The following is a 22,873-nucleotide window of genomic DNA, read 5'->3' on the forward strand; positions in this document are numbered from 1 at the left end:
ATGAATCTGCTGGCTGCGCACACGGAAGCCGGGGATCGTCCCGTCCACGGCGGTGCCACGACGGCACGACGATCCGGGCGCCATCATGGTGCACATGAACGCGAGCGGGGCGGCCGCCTCGGCGAGTCAAGCCTGGCCGGGCTGGGTCACCTGCTGAGGTTCATGCTGCGCCGGGACCGGCTGTGGCTGCCGATCTGGGTGCTCGCCCTTTCCGCTCTCACCGCGTATTTCGCGAATGCGATCGCGGTGGTCATGGACTCGGATTCGCTGCAGGCGATGACGGCCTTTGCGAAGAATCCGGTGATGGCGCTCATCACGGGGCCGGGGTACGGGCTCGACCAGGTGACGATCCCCCGGTTCATCGTCGGAATGTACGGGGTGTTCCTCATGATCGGGTCGGCCCTGATGTCGATCCTCACCGTCTCTCGGCACACTCGTGCCGAAGAGCAGACCGGGCGGGCCGAACTCGTCCGCGCCGGGGTCACCGGTCGGCACACTCAGCTCATCGCCGCCCTCGTGCTCACGGTATTCATGAATGTCCTGCTCAGCGCGGGAATGGCGGCGGCATTCGGATTCTCGCAGGCCGAGCCGAAATCGTGGTCGGCGACGTTCCTGTTCGCTGTCGGGATCGGCGCGGTGGGATGCGTGTTCGCGGCGGTGGCCGCGGTCACCGTGCAGCTGAGCGCCTTCGCCAGGGCCGCCTCGTCGATGGCCGGTGCGGTGCTTGCGCTCGGCTTCGTCATCCGCGGTATCGGCGATATGTCGGCGGTGTCCGGGGGTTCGCTCGATTGGCTGTCCTGGCTCTCACCCTTCGGGTGGGCGCAGCAGACGGCACCGTTCACACTCGACCGCTGGTGGCCGCTGCTGTACTCGGCCGGCCTGTTCGCGGTCCTCCTCGTCGTTGCCGTGGTGCTGCAGTCACGTCGTGACCTGGGCGCGGGGATCGTCGCCGAACGGCTGGGCCGGTCGCAGGCAGGACCGCTGCTGGCGACACCCCTCGGTCTGGCGCTGCGCCTGCAGGCATCGAATCTGATCTGGTGGTCGATCAGCATGCTGGTCATGGGCGTGGTGTTCGGTTCGTTCACGGCAGCCATGGACGAGGGCGCGGCGGGAATGCCCCCGGAGATTCTGGCGATCATGGGCGGTCGGTCCGGAATCGTCGACGGCTACCTCGGCTATATGGCCCTGTACTTCGCGATCATCGTCGCCGCGTATGCGGTCATCGCCGCAGGAGGCCTGCGGTCCGAGGAATCCGCCTTCCACACCGACCCGGTGCTCGCGACCGCGGTCTCCCGCAACGGCTGGTTGGCTTCTTGGGCCGCCGTGACGCTGGCCGGAGCCGGTTGGCTGATGGGCACGGCGGGTCTCGGCGAAGGTCTCGGTGCGGCGGTGTCGATGGACGATTGGTCGCTGCTGTGGCCGACGACCCTCGGGCACCTCGCGCAGACGCCGTCGATCTGGGCCCTGCTCGGCTTCGCCTACCTGCTCTACGGCTTCGCCCCGCGGTTGATGAGCCTGAGCTGGATCGTCTTCGGAGCGTCGGCGGTGCTCGCCCTCTTCGGCGGGATGATGCAACTCGACGACGCGGTCCTCGACCTCTCCCTGTTCACCCATATCGGGCAGTATCCGGCTCAGGATCTCTCCGCCGAGGCGGTCCTGTGGTTCGTCGGGATCGCCGTGGTCCTCGTCGGGGCGGGGACGGTCGGGTTCCGGAGGCGGGATCTCGTCACGGCGTGAAGTGGCAGGGTCGATGGGCCTCGACTGTGTTCCTAGGCGAGGTAGCCGAAGGACCTGGCACGACTGAGCACTTCCGCCCGGCTCGACACCCCGAACTTGCGGTAGAGCACCGAGAGCCGGTTCTTCACGGTGCCGGTGACCTGCTGCAGTTCGACGGCGATCTCGGCGACGGTCAGACCTCGCGCCAGAAAGTCGATGAGCTGGGCCTCTCCCGCACTGAGCTGGGGCATCGACGCTATGTCGACGGAGACCGGGCCGATCGTGCGCAGCCGGGTGGTGAGTTCTTCCGGCGTTGCGAAGGTGTCGGAGAATTCCGCCGCGGCTTCCGTCCATGCGGGCGAGTCAGCGGTGAGCTCGACGAGCAGCTTGCGGTCGGACAGGGGAAGGAGTGCGAGCGGAAGCAGAGAGCTCACCCAGGCCGAGAGGCTCACGGCCATCACGAAATCGCTCCTCGCCGCGGCCTCGTCTCCGCTGCGCAGTTCGGCCGCCGCTCTGATCGCGGCGAGCTCGGCCCGGCTGTGCGGGCTCAGCGAACGATGGTAGAACCAAGTGTCGGCGCACGAAATCGCCTCAGAGCTGCGCCCGGCGACGAGCTTCGATCTGACGTCGAGGACGATGCGGGCGTCGCATGACGGGGAGAGTCGCTCGCGGTCGATCTCGGCCCAACGCAGCTGTCCCAGAGCAATGAAGACCATGCTGCGTCCGAGCGCCAGCAGATCCTTCTCTGCCTCGGACAGAACACCGGAGTCTCGGAACCGTTCCGCATCGTCGTTGACGAACAGCAGCCCGGACTCCGCCTCGGCCGACAGAATCGCCAGTGACCGGGCGATGTACGGCAGGTAGACCCACAGCGTCCGCAGTTCCGGATACGTCGAGAGCGCATCGAGTTCGCGTTTCGCCCGGGCGAGATCGAGTCGGTCGAGGGCCCGCAGCGCTGAAGCGATGTGTCTGGCTGGGGTGACCAGTTCGTCGATGATGACTGCAGGTTGCGGCAACGGCTCGGCTGAGGTCTCGCCGGGGCCGGGACCGGGGCGCATTGCGCTCGAAGGCTCCACGGCCGCCACCAGGTGCGCGTCGGCTCGTTCATGATCGCCGCTGATCGCCGAGATGAGGGCCGTCCAGGCGCTGATCGTCGGCAGAAGGAAGTCGCCGTCGATATGCCCGGCACGGGCCGGTCCTTCGATTTCGTTGAGAAGGGACAATGCGCGGCGGGACGCTCCCGTGTGGTGGAGAGCGATCGCGGTGAGGAGCCGGACGATGGAACGCGCACGTGCGCTGCGGATAGTCGCGGCGGCCCGCATTCCCATTTCCGCAGCCTCACCATGGCGACCGGCATCGGCCAGTCCGATCATGGAGCGGACCGTGCCGACGAATATGGTCGGCTGCTCCTCTCGTCTGATGTCGCCGTGCTCGACCGCCGCGGGATCCGGCGCCTCTAGTGTTCCGGGCAGCCGAGATCTCAGCATTCCCGGCCCTGTCTGTCTCACCGTCGCCGTCCGAATCTCAGCGGGCGTTCCGGCAGTGGTGTCTGCAACGATGTCCTCGGCAAGTGTTCCGAAGAATTCGAGACCCGACCAGGCCGCACGGACCTTGGGCGGCAGGAGGCGAAACGCGGTGCAGGCGGGCCGGGGTGCGAGCAGGAACATCGGTATGCCCACCGCCTCGGTCACCCGTTGCAGCAGGGCCCAGTGCCCACCGTGTCGAGCCAGGAGCAGCACATCCCCGAGAAGGTCCGCGTCGACGGTTCCCGCCGACTCCATATGCTCGATGAGCACGTCGAGCAGCGAGGCGACCACCGGTCCCGCCCCGGCCTCGGCGACGAGATCGTGACGCAGCTTGGCCGCGATGAGAGTCGGGATCTGCAGCAGCGTTCCGCGCGCGACGTCGTCGACTCGGATGAGGACCCCGTTGGTCTCGAGCCTGTCGATGACTCCTTCCGGATCATGGAATCCGGTGCCGCCGAGAAGATCATCGGACACCGCCGTCAGCACTCGCAGAGTGGTCGATTCGGATACGGTGCTGAGTTGCGCCAGCACTGCCGCTGCCGTTGCGTCGCCGGGCCCGAGCTCCAATGTCAACGGCGGGCACAGCTCGGCCACCCACTCGGAGAAGGTCGCAGATTCAGGATCTGCGCTGACGCCGGCCGCTGCTGCAGCGCGGAGTACCGACATGGCGAATCGAGCACGACCGGCACTCCCGACCCAGAGTCGTCGACAGAGCTCGGGGTCGACCGGCCCGGTGCCTGCGGACTCGAGCTCGACGATGAAGTCGCCCAGACTGCGACGAGGATCCTGTCTCCCACCCTCGGCGTTCGAGCTCATGGCCACCCATCCTTCACCTCGGCGGACCAAGCCCGCGTCGCATTCGTCGACGTACATCTCAACTCCTCCGCTCCTCCCCAACCTGACCCGACTGCTCCATCAGCCCATCGACTGCGGTCGGTCTCGGACTACCAATGTGCCCGCTCAGCAGACGATTATGTGCCCCTCCACGCCTCTTCTGCGGTAGTCCGCCATGGGAATGCGGATGCACGAACCGCTGGGGAGCACACATCCTGGTACCGTCGAAATCAGCGGAAGCCGATCGTGGTCTGCCGCTTCACTATCGTTGTTCTCATATCTGCCCAGGACCGTCTGCCCAGGTTCGTCTGCCCAGGTCGCTGGCCTCTGTCGCGGAGATGACCACGCACATGCCGAGGTCGGTCCAATCCCCGACAGCAGCGATTGCGAGCCCCAAAGAAGTGCCGAACGTTGGCAGAACGTTGGCAGTGAGGTGTGCCCAAGTGGCTGCACCTGCTGCCTGGAGATGAGGAACAGAGAAGCATGGCTGATGTGCTGAAGCAACTGGTCCGACCGGGTGAGCCGCCGACACCGTCGTATGTCCTCGACCTCCCGGTCCTTGAAGAGCAGGTCGGTGGTTTTCGCCGTGCGCTCGACCGTCACTGGCCGAACGCGATTCTGTCGTACTCGTTCAAGACCAATTCCCTGCCCTGGCTGCTCTCGTTCATGCACAGACGAGGGGTCTGGGCCGAAGTGGTCTCGGATTCCGAGTACGAATTGGCGCTGGCGGTCGGTTTCTCACCTGATCGAATCGTCTTCAACGGTCCGGTCAAAGGCCGTGATCGTCTCCGGCAGGCACTGCTCTACGGGGCCGTGATCAATCTGGATTCGAAGCGGGAGGTTCGCTGGGCGGCCGAACTGGCGGCGGAAGATCCGGACCGTGTGCTGCGTGCAGGATTGCGTGTGAACTGGGATCTTGATGCCCGCTGCCCCGGAGAGAACACCTTGGCGGGGGCCAGCAGCCGTTTCGGGTTCAATGCTGAGAGCGGAGAGCTCAGTCAGGCGATCACCACATTGAAGTCCGCTGGAGTTCAAGTCACGGGCCTCCATATGCATAGGAACTCGCGCACGCAGAGCCTCGAGGTGTTCCGCGCCGCAGCGGCGGTGGCCGCAGAGGTCATCACCTCTCATCAGCTTCGCCTCGATTGGATCGACATCGGCGGCGGGTTCTTCAACAGTCCCGGAGGGAGCCCGACCTTCGGTCAGTATGTGTCTGCCATCCGCGAGGAGCTCGATGCCACGATCGATTTCGAACAGACTCGCCTGATCGTTGAGCCCGGAGGGTCGCTCATTGCCGTTCCCGTCGAATTCCACGCACAGGTGATCGATGCGAAGAAGATCGGAGGTCAGCGCTTCGTCATCACCGATGCGAGCCGCACCGACATCGATCCGCAGTTCCGGCGCGAGAAGGATTTCGGGCTCCGCCTTGAAACGGCATCGACGGAGTCCGTTCCTGAGCAGGTGATCTGCGGATTCACCTGCATGGAGAATGACCGGCTGACCGTCCTCAAAGACGCCCCGCTGCTGTGCGAAGGCGATCGGATCATCTTCGAGCGGGTGGGCGCCTACACCATGTCCTATCAGTCGTCATTCATCGAGTTTCCGCCCGCGGTCTTCGTCCGTCACGGAGAGTCCTTGGAACAGGTCAGGAGAAAGGGCACCGCAGAAGACTGTTTGAGAGGAAACATCTGGTCAGAATCGGCTTAGCCGAGCACCGCGAAGCCTTCAGGCCCGGCCGAGCACCATGAAGTCGTCTCGTCGGGCCGAGGTGAGTCCGGGTTCACACCGCAGCAGAGACGGATCATCGTCCCACCCGACCAACGTTCTGACGATGTCAGCGGGGACGTCGGCTCCGGCGAGATGGCAGAACGGGTAGCCTCCTCCGAAACGCGGATTGACGTCGATGATGAGCGGCTCACCATCGGCTGACTCTTTGAAATCGACGTCGATGGGGCCGACCGGTGTGAGGACTCTGCCGAGAGCGCCCAGGGAAGCCGCGAATCGTTCAGCGGGCACTGTTGTGGCGACGTCTGTGTCTCCGTTCCGCATGCGATCCTTGCGGCGTGCCAGCACTCCGCGCAGCTCTCCGGTCCCATGCAGCGAAAAGATCCCGTCGACACCGTATTCGGTGCCTGGCAGCTGTTCTTGGATGATCACTGCGTCGAGACCGGCCGAGCTCGTTCTGCCGTCCGGGTTCTTCGCGGATTGCGCCGACTCGTCGACAGCCGCGCGAAGAGTCTTCGCGGAGGCGAACCCCAAACCTGCCGAGCCGCTGCCGAATCGATGCTTGACGACGAAGTCGCCGCTGGGGTTCACGCGGATCGCCTGCTCGGCTTCGCTGCCCAGCCACGTCGTGGGAGTCGGGATGGCGCAGTCATGGAGAGTCGCAGCCAAGAGGCGTTTGTCGAGGACGATCTTCTGGGCAGCCGAGCCGAGGGAGGCCACCGTACATCCGAGTTCCCGGAGATCATCGGCAAGACCATCCGCAAGGATCTGCAGTTCATAGTCATTGAGCGAGATGAAGAGGTCAGGAGACTCGCTTCGGGCCCACTCCAGCACTGCGCCGCGATACTCCGGTGAGTTGTAAGCTGGCAGGATCACGCTGCAATCTGCCGCTGCCAACGTCGGCGCCGATGACCGATACTCCAGCGCGATCACCTCACCCCGAATGCCCTGCGAGGCCAGAGCATCCTTGAACCAGCTCACATAGTGCGCTCGATAGGCGGCGGAGGCGATGGCGATTGTGAGGGGCTCGGTGACGGTCATGGACAGTCCTTCATTCACTGTGAATCGAAGTTCGCGAGAGCGAACACCTGGGCGATGTGCGCCGTTCCTGCGTTCCGAAGGACACGTAGGAGGGAAAGATCTGCGCCGGGGAATAGAACGTGACCGCCCAGAGCAGAAGCAGTGCTGCGATCCGGGCGTACATGCGCACGATCCAGGTGTGGAATCCTGCCCAGACGATGTCGCCGACCCCGCCGAGCAGCGAGGCGAAGAACACGAAGTACAGCAGGTCGCGCGGACCCTGTGCCGCTCTCCGATAGCTGCGGACCGTCCACACATCGATGCGGTCAAGCATCAGAGCGAGCAGCGGGACCCCGATGACCAGCCCAAGTGCGCCGAAGTTCCACCACAGGTCTCCGTAGATGGAGGCGACAGTGGAGAACCCCGTTCCGTAGAGTTCCGGGTCGGTGAGCGCCGCGAGTTCGTAGCCGATGGCTTCGGGGATCCAATGCGGGGCCAGGTCGTCGGGCAGTGCGGATCGCAGCGGAGACAGAAGAGAAGCGCCGAGGGTGGGCAGGCGTCCCAGTTCGGAGTCATGGATCAACGAGCCGAAGTTGCCGATGGCCACGAACATGGATGACAGTCCGGTGTCGTTGCCGTAGTCCCCGCTCAATGACACCTCGTATTCCTTCCTCCAGGCCCCCAACCCCGCCAAGAGGATGGGCGCGAGGATGACACCCACGGTCTTCATCCAGCGCCGTCCGTAGCGGAGGAAGAAGACATAGGCGAGGGCCAAGATGAGAGCGATCGCTCGCAGTCTGCCCGTACCGGAGATGATCAGCGTCGGGTAGGTCACGAGTGCGCCGAGCACGAGGACGATGTTCCACACACTCTGCAGACCCTTCGGGCTCAGCAGCGTCGCGACACAGATGAGCAGGATGGCTGAGAACCCGACGCCGTCGAGCACCGGCTCGAGCCGGTCACCGAGGACCGCTGCGATTGTGAGCACGACGGCTCCGGTGCCCTGCGCCCACTGCACAGTTCGCAGCGGCAGCACCACCGGCTCTGGGCGTCCTGTCGAGTCTGATCGCAGGCACAGCGCTCCGATGCCGATCTGAGTGAGAGTGCTGGCGAACAGTGCCGCATTGAGGTAGACCTCGGGGCGGGCTCCTTCGATGAAGTAGGGGTCGGGGATGACGAGCAGTCCGCTGATCCCGACGATGGCGGCACTGGAGGCCATGAAGTAACCGGGCATCGTTATGCGGTCACGGCCCAGGAACACGAACAGCGTCATTCCATGGACGAACGAGACGATCGACATCACCTCGCTGGAGACGTTCACGACTGAGGAGTCTGTCGAGAACCACAGACGAGCAACGATGACGACGAGGAGGCAGACAGACGTGAAGACGATGACGAAGAGCGGAGAATGGACGGGCGGATCCGAGTCAGCCGGGCGATCGGCTGACAGCTTCTTCTCCACCAATGTCAGGGACACAACCATTCACCTCCTGCCGCTCTCTCTGCTGTATGAACAGCCAGGTGCTCAGTCATCGCCGGCAGCCCACAGCCCGTGCGATGCCGAATGTCGACTCCGGCTGCGCCCCGGCAGACTCTCCGTCAGTTCGTCCACGGCTGCGCGAACATCCGGTTCGACGGCTGACACGTCTGCACGCTGTTCCGATGCGCGCGCTCCACGGCGCAGACGACGTCGCGGCGCTGCCGTTTCATCAGTCTGCGAGGCCCGTGCTGCATGGGCGTCTCTGTAGATCTGCGAATAGGTCGTGCTGTCGGTCTTCGGCATTCCGTTGAGCACCACGCCGAGGAGGCGCCGATCGACGAGCTGCAGCTTCCGCAGTGCCTGCGACATCTGGGTCCGGCGGACGGTTCCGCTGCCGGCAACGAAGATCGTCCCGGATACCCGCCGGGCGAGCGCGGCGGCGTCCGTGGCCGCCAGCAGCGGAGCTGAGTCGACAATGACGACGTCATACCGGGCTGCGGCTTCGTCGAGGAAGGCCGTCATCTGGTCGCTGTCGAGGAGTTCAGCGGGGTTGGGAGGAACCCGACCGCTGGCCAGGACAGTGAGGTTCGGCAGTTCCACGGGCTGCACCACATTGTCCAGATCGGAATCGCCGATGAGCACCGTCGACAGCCCTGCTCCTCCTTCGAGCCCCAGATAGCTGTGCAGTGAGGGATCCCGCAGGTCGGCGTCGACGAGAAGGACATTGCAGCCGGCACGGGCGAGCGCAGCAGCAAGGTTGATGGACGTCACCGACTTCCCCTCTCCTTTCACCGATGAGGTCACGAGCAGTGAGCGACTCGTCTCGCCCAATTCGAGGAACCGCAGATTGGATCGCAGTTCCCGATAGGACTCGGACTGATCAACTTCAGTTCCGTATTGCGAAACGAGGGTGTGATCGTCTCCTGCCGTCATCCGGGCCACGGTGCCGATGACCGCTGCATCGGTCAGAGCCTCGACATCGCTGGTCTTGCGGACCCTGTTGTCGAGGAGATCTCGCAGCACAGCAGCGAGGAGTCCGGCCAGCAGCGCGGCAAGCAGACCGAGGACGAAGTTCTGCACCAGGTTCGGTGACGCCGGACTGCTCGGAGCGGTGGCGGGGGTGACGACCGTGAGTTGGACGGTTGCCGGTCCACTCGCCGTTTCGAGCTCCGCCACCTGCGACCGGAGACTCGCTGCCACTGCGTTCGCCAGTTCTGCCGAGGATCGGGCATCGCCGGCCTGAGCCGTGATCGAGATGAGAAGGGTGTCTTCTGGAACCGTGGCCGAGACTCGTTTCGCGAGTTCTCCGGCATCGGTGGTCAGTCCGAGCGAGTCGATCGCCGGGTCGAGGACGATCGGGCTGCTCACCAGGTCGGCGTAGGTGGAGATCTGCTGGCGCGCATAATCGGCGGCAGCGGAGCGGTCCGCAACAGAGCTTCCGGGGTCCGTGCGCACGAAGACGTTCGCCGATGCCTCGTAGGTCGGCGGCTGCAGTGCAGTCACCCCGCCGACGGCGGCCAATACAAGAACAACCGTCGACAATGCGGCAACCCACCGCTCGCGGAGAATTGTGAGATAACGCTGAACGCTCATGATCGGCCTTTTCCATTGGAGGGATTCTGATGGTTGTCTGTTGGGCTCCCGGCTCTGTTCCGGTGGAGCATGCCGGGGTGTGCGAGTTCAGCTGGCATCGAGGACCACCTCACCCAGTCGTTCATAGGTCACGGCACGGTCGAACCGTTCTTCGGCCATGCGGCGGGATCCGCGTCCGCGTTCGGCCAGCTGCCTGCCGGTCGCCATCTCCACCAGGGCCTGGTACATGGATTCGATGCTCGGATCACAGCTGATGCCGGCACCGTAGTCCTCGAGGAGGTCGCGGTACTCTTCGCATTCCTGAGAGTTGACCACGGGCAGGCCTGCCGCCGCGTAGTCACCGATCTTGTTGGTAATGGACTGTGCGGCCCCGGCGACGATGGGATTCATCGCAATATCGCAACCGCGCAGGCGGGCAACCATCTCCGGGAATTCGAGTCGTCCGTAGAAGATGACTTCGTCCGGCAGATCGGCCAGTTCACGCCTCCATTGGCTTTCGAACGGCCCGGTGCCCATGACGTGCAGCCGCATGCGGATGCCATCGTGGTTCAGCTTGCGGACAGCACCGAAGACGGTGGGCAGATCATAGCTGTGGCCCAGGGTCCCGATATAGGCGAGTTCGACGTATCCGTCGTCGCTCGGTCGCTCTGCTGTGAATCGGTCGAAGCGGCTGAGATCCGTTCCCAGGTAGACGGTGCTCACTGCTGAATCGTCACCGCGTGCATCGGCGACTCGGCTCGAATAGGTCTCGGAGACGGTGATCACTGCGTCGGCTGCCCGGTAGATCCGTTCGGCCGTTCGGCGCAGCGGCGCGAACAGAGGACGACCTGCCCACTGCGGTCTGAGCACCATTTCGAAGGCCTCTGGCCACAGGTCCTGGACATCGATGACGAATCGCACTCCGTGCCGTTCGGCATAGTCGGCAGCGACCTGCGCGACCTCGAGAGAGGGGACGGCACAGTAGACGACATCAGGGACTCTGCGCTGTTGCAGATACTCGCTGAGTCTCTTGGCCAGCACACGATGACTGCGCAGACGTCCGATGGAGACATTGCCTCGGTAGTCCGGTTCAGCCAGATACGTCGTCAGATACTGCGGGTTCCGGATGAGAGTGAGATCCCGCTGCGACTTCGACAGGTGATGGAATGACGAGGTGACGAGTTCCACCTGCGCTCCACGCCGAGCGAGTATGCTCGCCAAGGTGTCGAAACGGTCATTGGGGTGGCTTCCACCACCGGTGAAATGAGCGATCATCAGGATGTCCATGGGTTCACTTCCTCGTCTCGTCTGTGAATCGGTCGGTCGTCTCAGGGGCAGATTCCTCGGTCGCCGCCATCAGCGCGGGCGTCTCTGCGTCGCTCACCGCACCAACCGGCTCACATTCCGGTGGTTGTGCTCGCATCGTTCCCTCATTTCTGCTCCGTAGCACCCTGGCAAGGGCGATCGCACCGGCCGCAGCGCAGACGCTGTAGCCGATGATCGATCCGTAGGCCGCGCCGAGCATTCCGAAGGGCGGAATCAGAGCGAGGTAGGCCAGCAGCGAGGCTGCGGTGCCGATGATCTCGACGATCGACACGGTTCCCGGTGCATCCGCGGCGATGAGCAGTCCCTGTTGGACACGGGTGAGGCCGAATACGATGGCGGACACTGCGAGGGGAATGATCACCGTGGTCGCCGGAAGGTAGGACTCCGGGAGGACGAAGAGGATCATGGCCCAGGCTGCGGCCCCGAGCAGCCCGGCGAAGACGGCGAGCAGGAGGAGGCTGCCGCCGATGAGCCTGACGACGGGGAGCGGACGCGATGAGAACGACGTCGACCAGCTGCGCAGGGAGGCATCCACCCACTGCTGCACCGGCCAGGTGGCCATCTCCAGGACAGTGGCCACGGTGACGTAGAGACCGAGCGCCGCCGAACTGCTCAGCACGGGCAGCAGCAGTCGGTCCGAGCGGAGCATTGCAGTGTTGCTGAAATCCGAGGGCAGCAGGACCAGGCCGCGGCGGCGCAGCCCCCGACTCTCCTCCCGCGACGGGGTCGCAGACTTCCACGACCTGGGCACGAGGAACAGCAGCGCCACGGCTGGCAGCGCTGAGGCGGCGTAGGCCCACATCCACAGCACCGGATCGTCCACTTTGAAGAGCACCAGCAGCATGGCACCGATGACGATGATAACCTGGGTGACGACCGCATTGACCGTGAACCATTTCCATTCACGGCTGCAGACATAGGCGACGCGCAGTGCCCGCACCAGGGAATTGAGTGCGACATAGCCGGCGATCGCGATGACGCCCAGCCACAGCCAGTCGGTGCTGAATGGCGAGAACATGGCGGCAAGGACCACGACCGGCAGGATGCAGAGAGTTCCCGGTGTCACCATTTTGGAGAAGACTCGGTACTCGGTGCCGAATCCCCCGGAGCGTGCCGCGATGAAGGGTCGTTCGAGGCCCATGATCGCGAAGACTGAGAGAAAGTACGCAAGCTGAAGTGCGAATGCGAGATCACCGCGCCCGGCGGGGCTGAGCACGAAAGCGGCCAGCAGGTTCACTGCCACGGCGCCGCCGGCGGCCAACACCTGCGAAGCGACCAGCACCGCGGCGGCGAGTTTGGCGCCGCCGAAGCGGTCACGTACGTTCATCGCCGGGGTCCTTCTCTCGGGTGAACGTCGGCATCGTATCGAATCCGCCTTTGTTGATGCCCTGTCTGCCCAGCACGGTCTGCACCGTCTGCAGCAGAATGTGCAGGTCGAGACGCAGGCACCGGCGGTCGACGTACTCCACATCGAGCCGGAACTTGTCATCCCAGTCGAGCTCATTGCGGCCTCGCACCTGTGCCAGACCGGTGATCCCCGGCAGAGTCTCGTGCCGTCGCGATTGCTCCGGCGTATAGCGCTCGAGGTATTCGACCCGCAGCGGCCGCGGTCCGACGAGGCTCATATCGCCCCTGAGGACGTTCCACAGCGAGGGCAGCTCATCGAGACTCGAAGCCCGCAGAAACCGTCCGAGCGGGGTCAGGCGCTGGCCGTCGGTGACATGTTTGTCGTCGGGATGGAGCATGGTCCGGAACTTGAGGATCTCGAAGATCTCCTCCCCTCGCCCCGGACGAGGCTGGCGGAAGATCACCGGCCGGCCGTGCACGGCGAGGACGATCACAGCGACTCCCGCTTGCACCGGTGCCGTCACAATGATTCCGAGCGCGCTGGCACAGACATCGATCGTCCGCTTCACCGTGTCATACGGCCGCCTCCGGCGTACCACGGTCTGATGACCTCGCCGCCGGCTCGGCGTCTTCGGATCGAACTCGCCCATCATTCTCCCTCCCCGAGGTTGAGCGCCCTTTGGAACAGAGCCGCGACCCCTTCGACCGCGGGAGCCAGCTGAAGCGCCGAGCGGGCGTAGGTGTCACGATCGCAGCCGTAAGGATCGATGACATCGTCGACTGTGACCTGTTTCGGGGACCGCCGCCGGCTGCGTCGCCGTGCGGCTGCTCCGACTGCCGCGCGCAGGCGCGCGGCCCGGTCTGCTGATGGCCCGCCGCCTTCGCTTATGATGTCGGCGTCGCGGGTCACCGCGGCGAGGCTGGCGAGTTCACGGATCGTGAAGGTTCTGCGGATGATTCGCGGATTGAGTTCGACCACTTCCCGCCTGTGGTCCCGTGTCATCACGAGGACGAGGTCGGCATCGCCGAGAGTCTGCTCGCTCACCTGCTTCGTGCGACGGGTACGGATTTCCTCGACGCCCATGTAACCGGCGATCTCTCGCACCTCCTCCGGAATCAGCCACCCCGAGGCGGCCCGTGTCCCGGCCGAACGCAGACGGATCTCGGATACGTCGGCGAACCTCTTTGCGAGCGCCAGCTCTGCGATGCGCGACCGACAGATGTTGCCGGTGCAGACAGCGAGCACATGGAACGTCTGAGGTGTCACTGCTCCTCCGTACTCTGCATCGTCACCTTTGCGTCGACAGCAACCGCCGACAGCGGATCCACTTCGAACTTGCCCATGAACGTGTCCTTTCACACTGCGGAACCATTGCGCGCAGGACTGCTGTCGATGATTGCGACCGACGACACCGGCGAGCTCTCAAAGACTCTTCTGCACCGTTCTGACCGGCTCGGAGAGCTCGGCGTTTCGGGGTTCACGCTACCGGCGCGGAAGGAGCTCGGACCGGGGCTCCACATGAGCCTGCGGTGACCCGCAGTGACCCTGCGGTGACCCGCTCGAACGGGTCTGGAGCGGAGCGAATCCTGGTTCGTCGTCTCAGAGGCGGATAAGCTTCTGAGTAACAGGCCGACGACGGTCGTTCAGACGGTCGTTCAAAGGTGTCAGCCTTCTTCGCGCCGAGGAAACATACGCCCATAGCTCGCACTACGCTGAGTGATTGCAGGAGGACCACATGACGTCGATTCCAGCCACAGTCGTGATCGGCTCGGCCGGCCGCCGCCTGTATCTCATCGATTGGTTCCGGCAAGCCTTCGACACACTCGAGATCGACGGTCGAGTGGTCGTGACTGAGAACGACAAGACGAGTTCGTCCGCGACTTATGGCGACATCGGCAGAATCATGCCGAAGTTCTCGGACCCTGCTTATGAGACCGCCCTGTTGGACCTCATCGCCGACCTCGAACCGCAGCTGTTCATCTCCGTCAACGACTATGAGCTCCATCATCTCCATGTGAATACGGACCTCGCGGACCGAATGCGGCAGTTAGGAGTGCTCGTCCCCGGTGTGTCCGCCGAATGGCAGCGCGGATGCGTCGACAAGTTACGGATGGCGCAGATGCTCACCGCGATCGGCGTGCGAACTGCGCCGACGGTCACCGGCGGAGACGGTGCAGGCCTGTCGGCACTTGCAGCGTATACCGATGACGTCGTCGTCAAACACCGGTTCGGCAGCGGTTCGTCGGGTCTCGCAATCGTGTCCGCTGCCCGGGCAGAAGAAGCTGTGGCCGAATCGCTGCTCTCCGCACCTGCGCAATCGGGCGGTGAGCCGACTGCCGACGATGTCGTGGTCCAGCCCAAACTCTCCGGCACCGAACACGGTGTCGATATCGTCGGTGCACTCCATGCCCCCGGTGACCTCGCCGCTGTCCTTGCCCGACGCAAGCTGCGGATGAGAGCGGGCGAGACAGACAAAGCGGTTACGGTGGATCCTGCCCCGTTCGTTGCGAATTCGGCTCTCATCGCGGAAGCGGCTGGACTCACCGGACTCATCGATGTCGACATGTTCCTCGACGGGGAGGGACACAGCACTGTCATCGACATCAATCCGCGCTTCGGCGGCGGATATCCATTCGTGCATCTCGCCGGAGCCGATGTCCCGCTGTACTATCTGGCCCAGGCCATGGGCAGAGACGACGGGTTCGAGTGGGGTCGTTATGAGCCCGGCGTTGTCTCGGCGAAGTACGAGAGCATTCGAGTCGCCGGAAGGGTGCCGGTGACTCCTACCAGTTCAGTAGAGTGATCGGGACCTGAACAGACTCTCTGGATTGGGAATCTCGTTGACGAAGCTCTGACGCTTACCGGACCCGACGACGAGTTGCTGCGAATCATAGGTGAAGTCACAGCGCACGATGTCTCCGACGCAGTCGTCGAGGATACTGCGAAGACGGAGCTCGAGGGCTGCGGATCGGGGCGCATTGAGCACCCACGTAAACTTCCCAATATCGTTCTGACGAAGCTGGAACTGTCGGATCTCCTGGAGCTGGTCAGCAAGTTCCATCATGCCCATATGCAGTATCCTCTGAGGCACCTCTGCGGTACCGCCGATGCAGAAATCCCGGTTGCGCCCACTGAGCTCCTGCAATATGCCGGGAATCGTCGCACCGGCGTCGTCGAGAGCGAACCGCCCGACGTCCCCTGTGTCATATCGGATATAGGGCGAAGCACGATTGAACAGGTCTGTGACCACAATTCGTCCGATTCCGCCCGGCGGAGCCGGGCGGTCCGAGTCCAGGTCCAGGATCTCGAAATGGAAGGTCGCAGTGTTGAGCCTGTAACGGGTCAGCGCGCCGTCCGAGATCCCGAAGATCCCGTTCTCGGTATTGGAGTACCTCATAGCGAGATCAACTCCTGCTTGGGCCCGGATGAGTTCGTTCAATGAGCTGGTAGCGGGCTCACCGATTCCAAGCACTGCACCGACGACTCCTTCTGCGAACTCGATGTCGTACTTGCGGAAGCCCTCGAAGAGCGCATCCAGATAGGAGCACAGCGCAACGACGATGGTGCCGCGTCGGCGCCTCAGCCATCGAGCGATCGCCCGAATACTCTGCTCATCGTGCTCTCCGCTGTACATCCGCTTGCCTTGTAGGAAATACACCAGCTTCGATCTGACCGAAACGTCGAACCATGTCGTGCCGTGGAGGGTCGGGGCAAACGGGTCGGCGCCGAGGAATCGAAAAGCAGCTACCATTTCGGCCCTGTGATGAGAGATCCGGTCGGCGTCGAAGTAGGAATCGTAGAGTACACCAGAAGTCCCAGACGAATAACGGCTGGCAAGGTTGTCAGAATTCACCCGCTCATCGAAGAACTGCGAACGGTCCGCCACCATCATCGGTTTCGTGACCACCGGCAGTGACTCGAAACCCTCGCCCTTCAAGTTCTGGTAGAAGGGCACATGAGTGCGAGCATGCCGCGCGATCTGTTCCAATGCGGCAGAGGAAGAACGGGATGCGGGGTTGTTCAGCGTCGAATAGACCTCTTCGACGACTGACGGTGAGACTCCGTTCGGCAGCATCTGAGCCGCGAATCGGCGGGCCGTGGACAACATGAAGTTTCCCTTCTCCTCTTCCGAGTATCTGTGTCAGGTTGCGTTGGCGCGTTGGGGAATTCGAGTATGGGACCGTCTGCCACGGGACTGAGTCACGGTGCAGCTCCATCGACGGCTGCGCTTCGAAGCTCGAAGTACGCAGTCGCAGTGACAATGACATGATCGATGTCGGCATCGGTCATCTTCGATCCGCTCGGCAGGTTGAGGCCGGTGGAGAAGATGCGTTCGGAGACCTCTCCGCCGTATATCGGCACCTCGGCGAAGACCGGCTGCAAGTGCATCGGCTTCCACAGCGGTCGGGTTTCGATATCGTGTTCGGCCAGCCAGGCTCCCAACTCGGCCGCACTGAATCCGGTCCGACGCTCGTCCACGAGGATCGCAGTCAGCCAGGCATTGTCGCGGTGGTCGTTGTCGTTGCCGAACACAGAAACCCCCTGCACCGCGGCGATTGTGTCGCTGTAGCGTCGACGGATCTCCCGGCGACGATCGACCATCGTGTCGAGCCGGGTCAGCTGCGCCCGTCCGAGAGCGGCGAGCAGATTGCTCAGCCGATAGTTGAACCCGATCTCCCGGTGTTCGTAGTGGGCCACCGGCTCCCGGGCCTGGGTCGACAGGAAACGGGCGTATTCTGCCAGTCGGGAATCGTCGGTGAGCAGTGCTCCACCGCCCGAGGTGGTCATGATCTTGTTGCCGTTGAATGACACGACCGCGGCGTCGCCGAAGCTGCCGCAGGTGACAGCTCCATAGCGGGATCCCAGCGATTCGGCAGCGTCGACGAGGACGGGGACTTCGAATTCGGCCGCGATCGGCAAGATCCGGTCGTAGTCGGCGGGCCGTCCGAGCAGGTCGACCGGGACGATTGCCGCCGGCTTCTTCTTACCTCGGATCGAGTTCTTCAAAGCCCGGTGCAGCTGTGCCGGATCCATGTTTCCGTCCGAGGAGCAGTCGACGAATACAGGTTCGGCTCCGCAATAGGTGATGGCGTTCGCCGTTGCGGCGAAAGTCATCGTCGACGTGATCACCAGGTCTCCCGGCCGCACTCCGAGACCGAGAAGGCCGAGGTGGAGAGCCGCCGTGCCGGATGAGAGCCCAACCGCATAAGAGACTCCGACTTTTGCCGCAAGCTCGGTCTCGAACGCTTCGAGGTCCGGACCGACAGGTGCTATCCAGCCGCTGCGAAACGCGCGCAGCAGGAATTCCTCTTCGAGCTCCCCGACGTCGGGGCCCGACAGGAGGATCCGGCCGGCGGCCGGGACAGGCTGAGGCTCCGGTGCGGTCTGCGGCTTCGTCGGTGCCGCGTCCGAGATCGTCATGGCCTGACCTCGTCCGAAATCAATGTGGTCGGCACCGGCAGGTGGACAGCTCCGCCGACGGGTTCTCGGCGGTCCACTTGATGACCGAGTTCCGGTTGGGGACGGCAGCTGCGGTCACAGAACTCGTCGATGACGCCTCGCTCAGCCATGACGACCGGCAGATCGGCAGGTGAGAGCTCCGGCGCTTCGACCCGGCTGATCTTGTCGTGGATTCGGATGACTGTGCCTTCGTAGTCGCCGAAGAGCTCCTCATCGAGCTTCTCGCCTTCGCGCAGACCGGTGTAGACGATCTCGGTGTCCTGATTCGACATCGCAACCAGGCTGCGGGCGATGTCGACGATGCGCACCGGTTCGCCCATATCGAGGACCATGACGTAGCCGTCTTCGCCGATCGTCGCCGCCTGCAGCACCAGCTGACAGGCCTCCGGGATCGTCATGAAGAAGCGTCGGACCTCCGGATCGGTAACCGTGATCGGACCGCCCTGTCTGATCTGCTCCTGGAACGACAGGAGCACCGATCCGCGCGAACCGAGGACGTTGCCGAAGCGGACCGAGAGATAGGTGCCTGGAGACTTCGCAGCGAATCCGCTGACCAGTCGTTCGGCGATCCTCTTGCTCCGGCCCAGTTCACTCGTCGGTGCGGCGGCCTTGTCCGTCGAGATGTTGACGAAGGTTTCGACTCCGACAGCATGCGCGGCTTCGAGGACGTTGAGAGTGCCATGGACGTTCGTCTTCCAGGCCTCCTCAGGGAACCGCTGCAGCATCGGCAGATGCTTGAGTGCCGCCGCATGGAAGACGATCTGCGGTTTCGCTTCAGCGAAGATCTGGTCAAGGGCGCTCCGGTCGCGGATATCAGCGAGCACGGTGTTCGGCGACATCAGCAGCGCCGAGCCGTACAAAGTGAGTTCGACTCCGTGCAGCGCGGTCTCATCCCGATCGAGCATCACGAGGCTCTCGGGGTGGAGAGCGAAGAGCTGCCGGCAGAGCTCGCTGCCGATCGATCCCCCTGCCCCGGTCACGAGCACCCTCTTGCCGGCCACCTTCTCGGCGATCTCTGCCAGATCGGTGTGCACCGGGGCACGGCCGATGAGGTCCTCGACCTTGATATCGCGGATATCGCCGATCTCGACCCTTCGATTGACCATCTCTGCCAGCGGTGGGATCGTCCTCAGCCATTTCCCTGTCGGCTGCAGACGATCACGGCAGGTCTGCAGGAATTCCGCTTCCGAATCGGCGATCGCGACGATGACGCCGGAGACATTGAGCCATCCGGCCACCTCGGCGATGTCCTCACTCGTCCCGCGGACACGGACCCCGTGGATACTCAGTTGACGTTTGTGGGGGTCATCGTCGATGAGCCCGACGGGAAGATATGCGCCATCCGAATCAGAGAGCATCTGCCGAATGAGGGACTCGGCCGCGGTACCGGCGCCGACGACGAGCACTCGCTCACCCTGCAGAGGGCGCGTTGCGATCTGGTGGGACCAACGGATGAGGTAACGGCTGCCGGTCATGAAGATGACTGCGGAGAACACGGTGAGCAGAACGAACGGGGAATCCCCCAAGGTGACAGCCATCAGACCGCACGCGATGATCAGGGCGATGATGGCGATACCGCCGTATTCGGCGAAGCTGCCGTAATGGTAGCGGCTGCGGTAGAGACCGATGAGCAGGCCGAGGAGCAGCTGCAGGACCGGCGCGGCCGTGAGCGCGGAACCGAGTTCGACTCCGCTGACGACGCCGGTGCCCATGACGGCCGATGCGAGCAGTCCGGCAATGGCCCATGCAGCCACGTCGAAGACCAGCTGGAATCTGGTCTTGCGCCTCCAGATCCGCGTCACCAGTCGCGCCGGCCACGACGCACCGGAGGTCACCGGGGCCGGTGGTGGCGCGCTCACAGTTCCCGTGCGGGTGAGTGGATTCGGATGTTCTGACACAGTCATCGTGATCTCCCATGCTCGACTGATCCGGCCCAGTCGTTGTGGTAGCCGGGCATCGTCGGTGAGAGCCGGCGATGCAGCGATTCCAACTGCGGAATGCGTCGACTTCACGCTATGGGGGTTCGGTGGCTGCTCCGCCGCTTGCGGAGGAGGGACTGCGGTCATCCGCGACGGCCGTGCGGTATGCCGCTCAGAGGGTTCCTCCTCCGCCGGTGCTCAGACGGCGGCGAGACTCGGATTGCCCGCCAAGCGGGACACGAGTTCGGTTCGCGAACCGACGTTGAGCTTGCGGTAGACAGCGGTGAGTCGGAGTTCGACGGTGCGCAGCGAGACGAAGATCCGTTCGGAGATCTCCCGGTTCTTCAGTCCGGCACGGACCAGCTCGACGACCTTGAGCTCCTCATCGCTGAGTTCGCCGAGGCGCGGCAGCTCAGGTCTTGCCGGCGCCTGAGGCTCTTCGACGATCTGCCCGGTGCGGAGGTGTTCGGCGAGCCGACCGGCCCCGATTTCGCGAAGCAGTGCCGCAGCCGCGAGCCTCTGTTCGCGCGCCCTCAGCTTCGAGCCGTTGTCGGTGAGCCTCGATGCGAAAGCAGCATGAGTGGCTGCCTTCTCGAAGACGAATTCGGAGGAGCTGGCCTGTCGCAGTGCTCGCCCGAAGAGATCGGTGGCGGTATCCCCGGCGGCCAGGAGTGCTTCACTCCGGCCGACGACCAGTTCGGTCCACTGAGAAGGGCATGTCTTCGCGCGGCCGCGCAGCTTCTGCAGCAGAAGAGTCGCATGTTCCCTTCTGCCGACACTCACCAACGCCTCGATGAGATCGCCTTCGAAACGACGCACGTTCGGATTGGTCACAGCCGCGGAGAGCTGTTCGCAGCGCCGAAGGTGTCCGAGGGCTTCGGCCGGACAGTCGGTGCGCAGCAGGTATCTGCCCTGAAGCGCATTGAGTTCGGCCAGCAGGCGGTGATTGTTCGTCGCCGAAGCCAGAGCTGCGGTCTGCTCTTCGACCGGCCCCGCTTCTCCGACACGTCCGGTCAGCAGCAGCTTCCAGGCGTGCAGCAGCAGAGTCCGGTCCCGACGGACGACGGCGAGTCCTCTGCTCTTGTCGGCGGCCGATTCCCCGATGATCCTGTCGATGATGTCGACGGCTTGGCTGACACGGCCGAGGCGCACTTCCAGATCGGCGCGGACGCAGTCAACCTGTCGCTTCCAGACTCGGTTCGCAGCGCTCGTCTCACCGATGTGGTCGAGCACAGCTGCGGCGGCTTCGTAGTGTTCGGTGAGCATCAGCCCGGTGGCGACGGCGAGTCCGAAGCTCGGTCTGATCGAATCCTGGTGTTCCTGCAGGCTCGCGAATCCGGCGAGTGCCGATCCGTCTTGTCCGCTGTTGCTGTCGAGCAGGATGCGAACTGCCTGCGCAAGCTGCTGCTCTCCTGCGCGAAAGTGCTCGCTGGCGGCTTCGGCGAGCGTCAGGAGCTCCTGCGCTCGGGAGAATTCTCCTCGTTCACAGTGGCAGAGCGCCAGAGTCAGCTGCAGGCGCGCCACTTCGACGGGCGCCTGCTCCGATTCGTCCCTGCTCCACGACGTGAACAGTGAGGAAGGCAGTGTCTGCGTCTCAAGGAAGACGTTGCGGACTTCGAGGGCCCGAGCGCGGACGACGACCGCTGCCCGGTTCGATCGGGAGGCGATTCGCACATAGCGACGGGAGAAGGCGAACTGCCCGTGATCGGACAATGTCTCGGCGATCTCGACCAGCTGACCGCGCACCTCTTCGAGATCGCTGCAGACCCGGATGGCTCGTTCGGCGAATTCGACGCCGCCGGCGGTGAGTTCGCGTCGGACCAATCCGAGAGCGTGCGCCGCCAGATGCTGCGCGGTCTCCTCCCCCGGGTCGACGAACGAGACATGCCACGCCTCGACCTGCGGCCAGGTGTCGGCACAGTCCTCGACCAGTGCGAGATGGGTTCTGCGGCGCTCGCTCGCCCCCATCGACTGCTGCACCATGGCGCGGACGAATCCGTGCGGTATCCGCAGAAAAGCTCCCCGGCGTTCGATCGTCCCGCGCGACTCCAACTCGTCGACAGCTTCCCAGAACCCGGGCATTCTCCTGGCCAGGGGCCGCAGAGGAGTCAGCGGGGACAGGGACAGGCACCTGAGCAGCTCATCGGCATCGGGCGTCAGCCCCTCGACATAGTCGGCGATCATCGGACGGCTGGCCGGTCCCACTCGCACCGGGATCGTCAATGCGATCTCACCGCGCATCTCACTCGGCGCCATCTCCTCGAGGATGTGGCTGACCGCCAAGGGCCGGCCCGACGCGGCGTGGGCGGCGATCTGGGCCGCCTCCTCGGCGATCCTCGTGTGTCCGAAGCGGACGAGCGCGAGGTCGCGGGCAAGCTCGATGAGTTCGGCGATGCTCAGCTCCGCAAGTTCGATCTCCGGCACCGAGGCGAACGGACCGTCATCGTCGATCGACCGTGAGGTGATGGCGATATGCAGGCGTCCGATCTTCAGACGGCGGAGCACCTGCCCGAGCACCCGCTGCGAGTCCATGTCCATCTCGTCGGCATTGGGTACGAGGATGAGCGTGTCCTCCTCTCCCGGGATCGATCGGAGGGCCGTCATGATGCTCGGCACGATCTCATCGGCGGCGAGCTCCGCCGGGTCCGAGGGCCCGTCGGCGGATGCGCTGACGGCGGCGAGCAGACCGCCGATCCCGGAGAAGGGGGTGTCCTCGTCGAACGGGCTCGATGCCACCCTGATGACTGTCCCCTCCCACTCCGATTCGAGTGCGCGCAGGATCGAACGCCTGCCGGTCCCGAAGCCGCCGGTGAGAGCTGCGGAGCGATGCCGGGAGAGGAGGGAGCGGAGGTCGCCGACTTCTTTGCGACGAATCACCTGACGCATGATCCACCTCCGGTCAGGGAGTCCGGGGAGATCATTCGGAGAATGATTCCCGGTACGGGGA

15 protein-coding genes are annotated in these 22,873 nt (G+C 64.1%); 3 read left to right on the forward strand and 12 right to left on the reverse strand.

Annotated elements, in window-relative coordinates:
• Complete coding sequence (locus FHG09_RS07755) at positions 1-1,737, forward strand: ABC transporter permease (RefSeq protein ID WP_227492624.1); 1,737 nt, start codon at positions 1-3, stop codon at positions 1,735-1,737.
• 32 nt (positions 1,738-1,769) lie between these two features.
• Here the strand turns inward: FHG09_RS07755 and FHG09_RS07760 are convergent, their stop codons facing one another.
• Positions 1,770-4,058 (reverse strand): helix-turn-helix domain-containing protein, encoded by a 2,289-nt coding sequence (locus tag FHG09_RS07760; protein WP_193627311.1) that lies wholly within the window; start codon positions 4,056-4,058, stop codon positions 1,770-1,772.
• Positions 4,059-4,559: 501 nt separating this feature from the next.
• Between FHG09_RS07760 and FHG09_RS07765 the strand changes: the two genes are divergently transcribed.
• Positions 4,560-5,783: a hypothetical protein gene (locus tag FHG09_RS07765; RefSeq protein ID WP_152347067.1), complete on the forward strand. Its 1,224-nt coding sequence runs from the start codon at positions 4,560-4,562 to the stop codon at positions 5,781-5,783.
• Positions 5,784-5,801: 18 nt separating this feature from the next.
• Here FHG09_RS07765 and FHG09_RS07770 read toward each other — a convergent pair whose 3' ends face one another.
• From FHG09_RS07770 to FHG09_RS07795, 7 genes are all read right to left on the reverse strand, one after another.
• Positions 5,802-6,842, reverse strand: a complete 1,041-nt coding sequence (locus FHG09_RS07770; protein WP_193627312.1) for an ATP-grasp domain-containing protein — start codon at positions 6,840-6,842, stop codon at positions 5,802-5,804.
• Between the two features lie 10 nt (positions 6,843-6,852).
• Positions 6,853-8,304 carry a hypothetical protein gene (locus tag FHG09_RS19795; protein WP_193627313.1) on the reverse strand — a complete coding sequence of 484 codons (1,452 nt, stop codon included), beginning with the start codon at positions 8,302-8,304 and terminating at the stop codon, positions 6,853-6,855.
• Between the two features lie 42 nt (positions 8,305-8,346).
• Positions 8,347-9,894, reverse strand: a complete 1,548-nt coding sequence (locus FHG09_RS07775; RefSeq protein ID WP_152347069.1) for a polysaccharide biosynthesis tyrosine autokinase — start codon at positions 9,892-9,894, stop codon at positions 8,347-8,349.
• A gap of 87 nt (positions 9,895-9,981) precedes the next feature.
• Entirely contained in the window at positions 9,982-11,160 is a 1,179-nt protein-coding gene (locus tag FHG09_RS07780; RefSeq protein ID WP_152347070.1) for a glycosyltransferase family 4 protein, read from the reverse strand.
• A 4-nt stretch (positions 11,161-11,164) separates the two neighbouring features.
• Positions 11,165-12,526 (reverse strand): lipopolysaccharide biosynthesis protein, encoded by a 1,362-nt coding sequence (locus tag FHG09_RS07785; RefSeq protein WP_152347071.1) that lies wholly within the window; start codon positions 12,524-12,526, stop codon positions 11,165-11,167.
• A complete protein-coding gene (locus FHG09_RS07790) occupies positions 12,513-13,115 on the reverse strand; it encodes a sugar transferase (protein WP_227492625.1) in 603 nt (200 codons plus the stop codon). The genes FHG09_RS07785 and FHG09_RS07790 overlap by 14 nt, the downstream gene beginning before the upstream one ends.
• Positions 13,116-13,195: 80 nt before the next feature.
• On the reverse strand, positions 13,196-13,813 hold the full coding sequence (locus FHG09_RS07795; protein ID WP_193627314.1) for a low molecular weight phosphatase family protein: 618 nt from the start codon (positions 13,811-13,813) through the stop codon (positions 13,196-13,198).
• A gap of 469 nt (positions 13,814-14,282) precedes the next feature.
• On the opposite strand from FHG09_RS07795, the gene FHG09_RS07800 reads away from it, so the two are divergent.
• Complete coding sequence (locus FHG09_RS07800; protein ID WP_152347073.1) at positions 14,283-15,350, forward strand: ATP-grasp domain-containing protein; 1,068 nt, start codon at positions 14,283-14,285, stop codon at positions 15,348-15,350.
• On the opposite strand, the gene FHG09_RS07805 is transcribed toward FHG09_RS07800, so the two are convergent.
• The 4 genes from FHG09_RS07805 to FHG09_RS07820 form a co-directional block, all read right to left on the reverse strand.
• Positions 15,339-16,622, reverse strand: a complete 1,284-nt coding sequence (locus FHG09_RS07805; protein WP_152347074.1) for a hypothetical protein — start codon at positions 16,620-16,622, stop codon at positions 15,339-15,341. The genes FHG09_RS07800 and FHG09_RS07805 overlap by 12 nt on opposite strands.
• Positions 16,623-16,747: 125 nt before the next feature.
• Positions 16,748-17,968 carry a DegT/DnrJ/EryC1/StrS family aminotransferase gene (locus tag FHG09_RS07810; protein WP_152347075.1) on the reverse strand — a complete coding sequence of 407 codons (1,221 nt, stop codon included), beginning with the start codon at positions 17,966-17,968 and terminating at the stop codon, positions 16,748-16,750.
• Positions 17,965-19,911 (reverse strand): nucleoside-diphosphate sugar epimerase/dehydratase, encoded by a 1,947-nt coding sequence (locus FHG09_RS07815; protein WP_193627315.1) that lies wholly within the window; start codon positions 19,909-19,911, stop codon positions 17,965-17,967. The genes FHG09_RS07810 and FHG09_RS07815 overlap by 4 nt, the downstream gene beginning before the upstream one ends.
• A gap of 213 nt (positions 19,912-20,124) precedes the next feature.
• Complete coding sequence (locus FHG09_RS07820) at positions 20,125-22,812, reverse strand: LuxR C-terminal-related transcriptional regulator (RefSeq protein WP_152347077.1); 2,688 nt, start codon at positions 22,810-22,812, stop codon at positions 20,125-20,127.
• Positions 22,813-22,873: the final 61 nt, after the last annotated feature.

The organism is Brevibacterium sp. CFH 10365, from assembly GCF_009299785.1.
Taxonomy (GTDB): Bacteria; Actinomycetota; Actinomycetes; order Actinomycetales; family Brevibacteriaceae; genus Brevibacterium; species Brevibacterium limosum.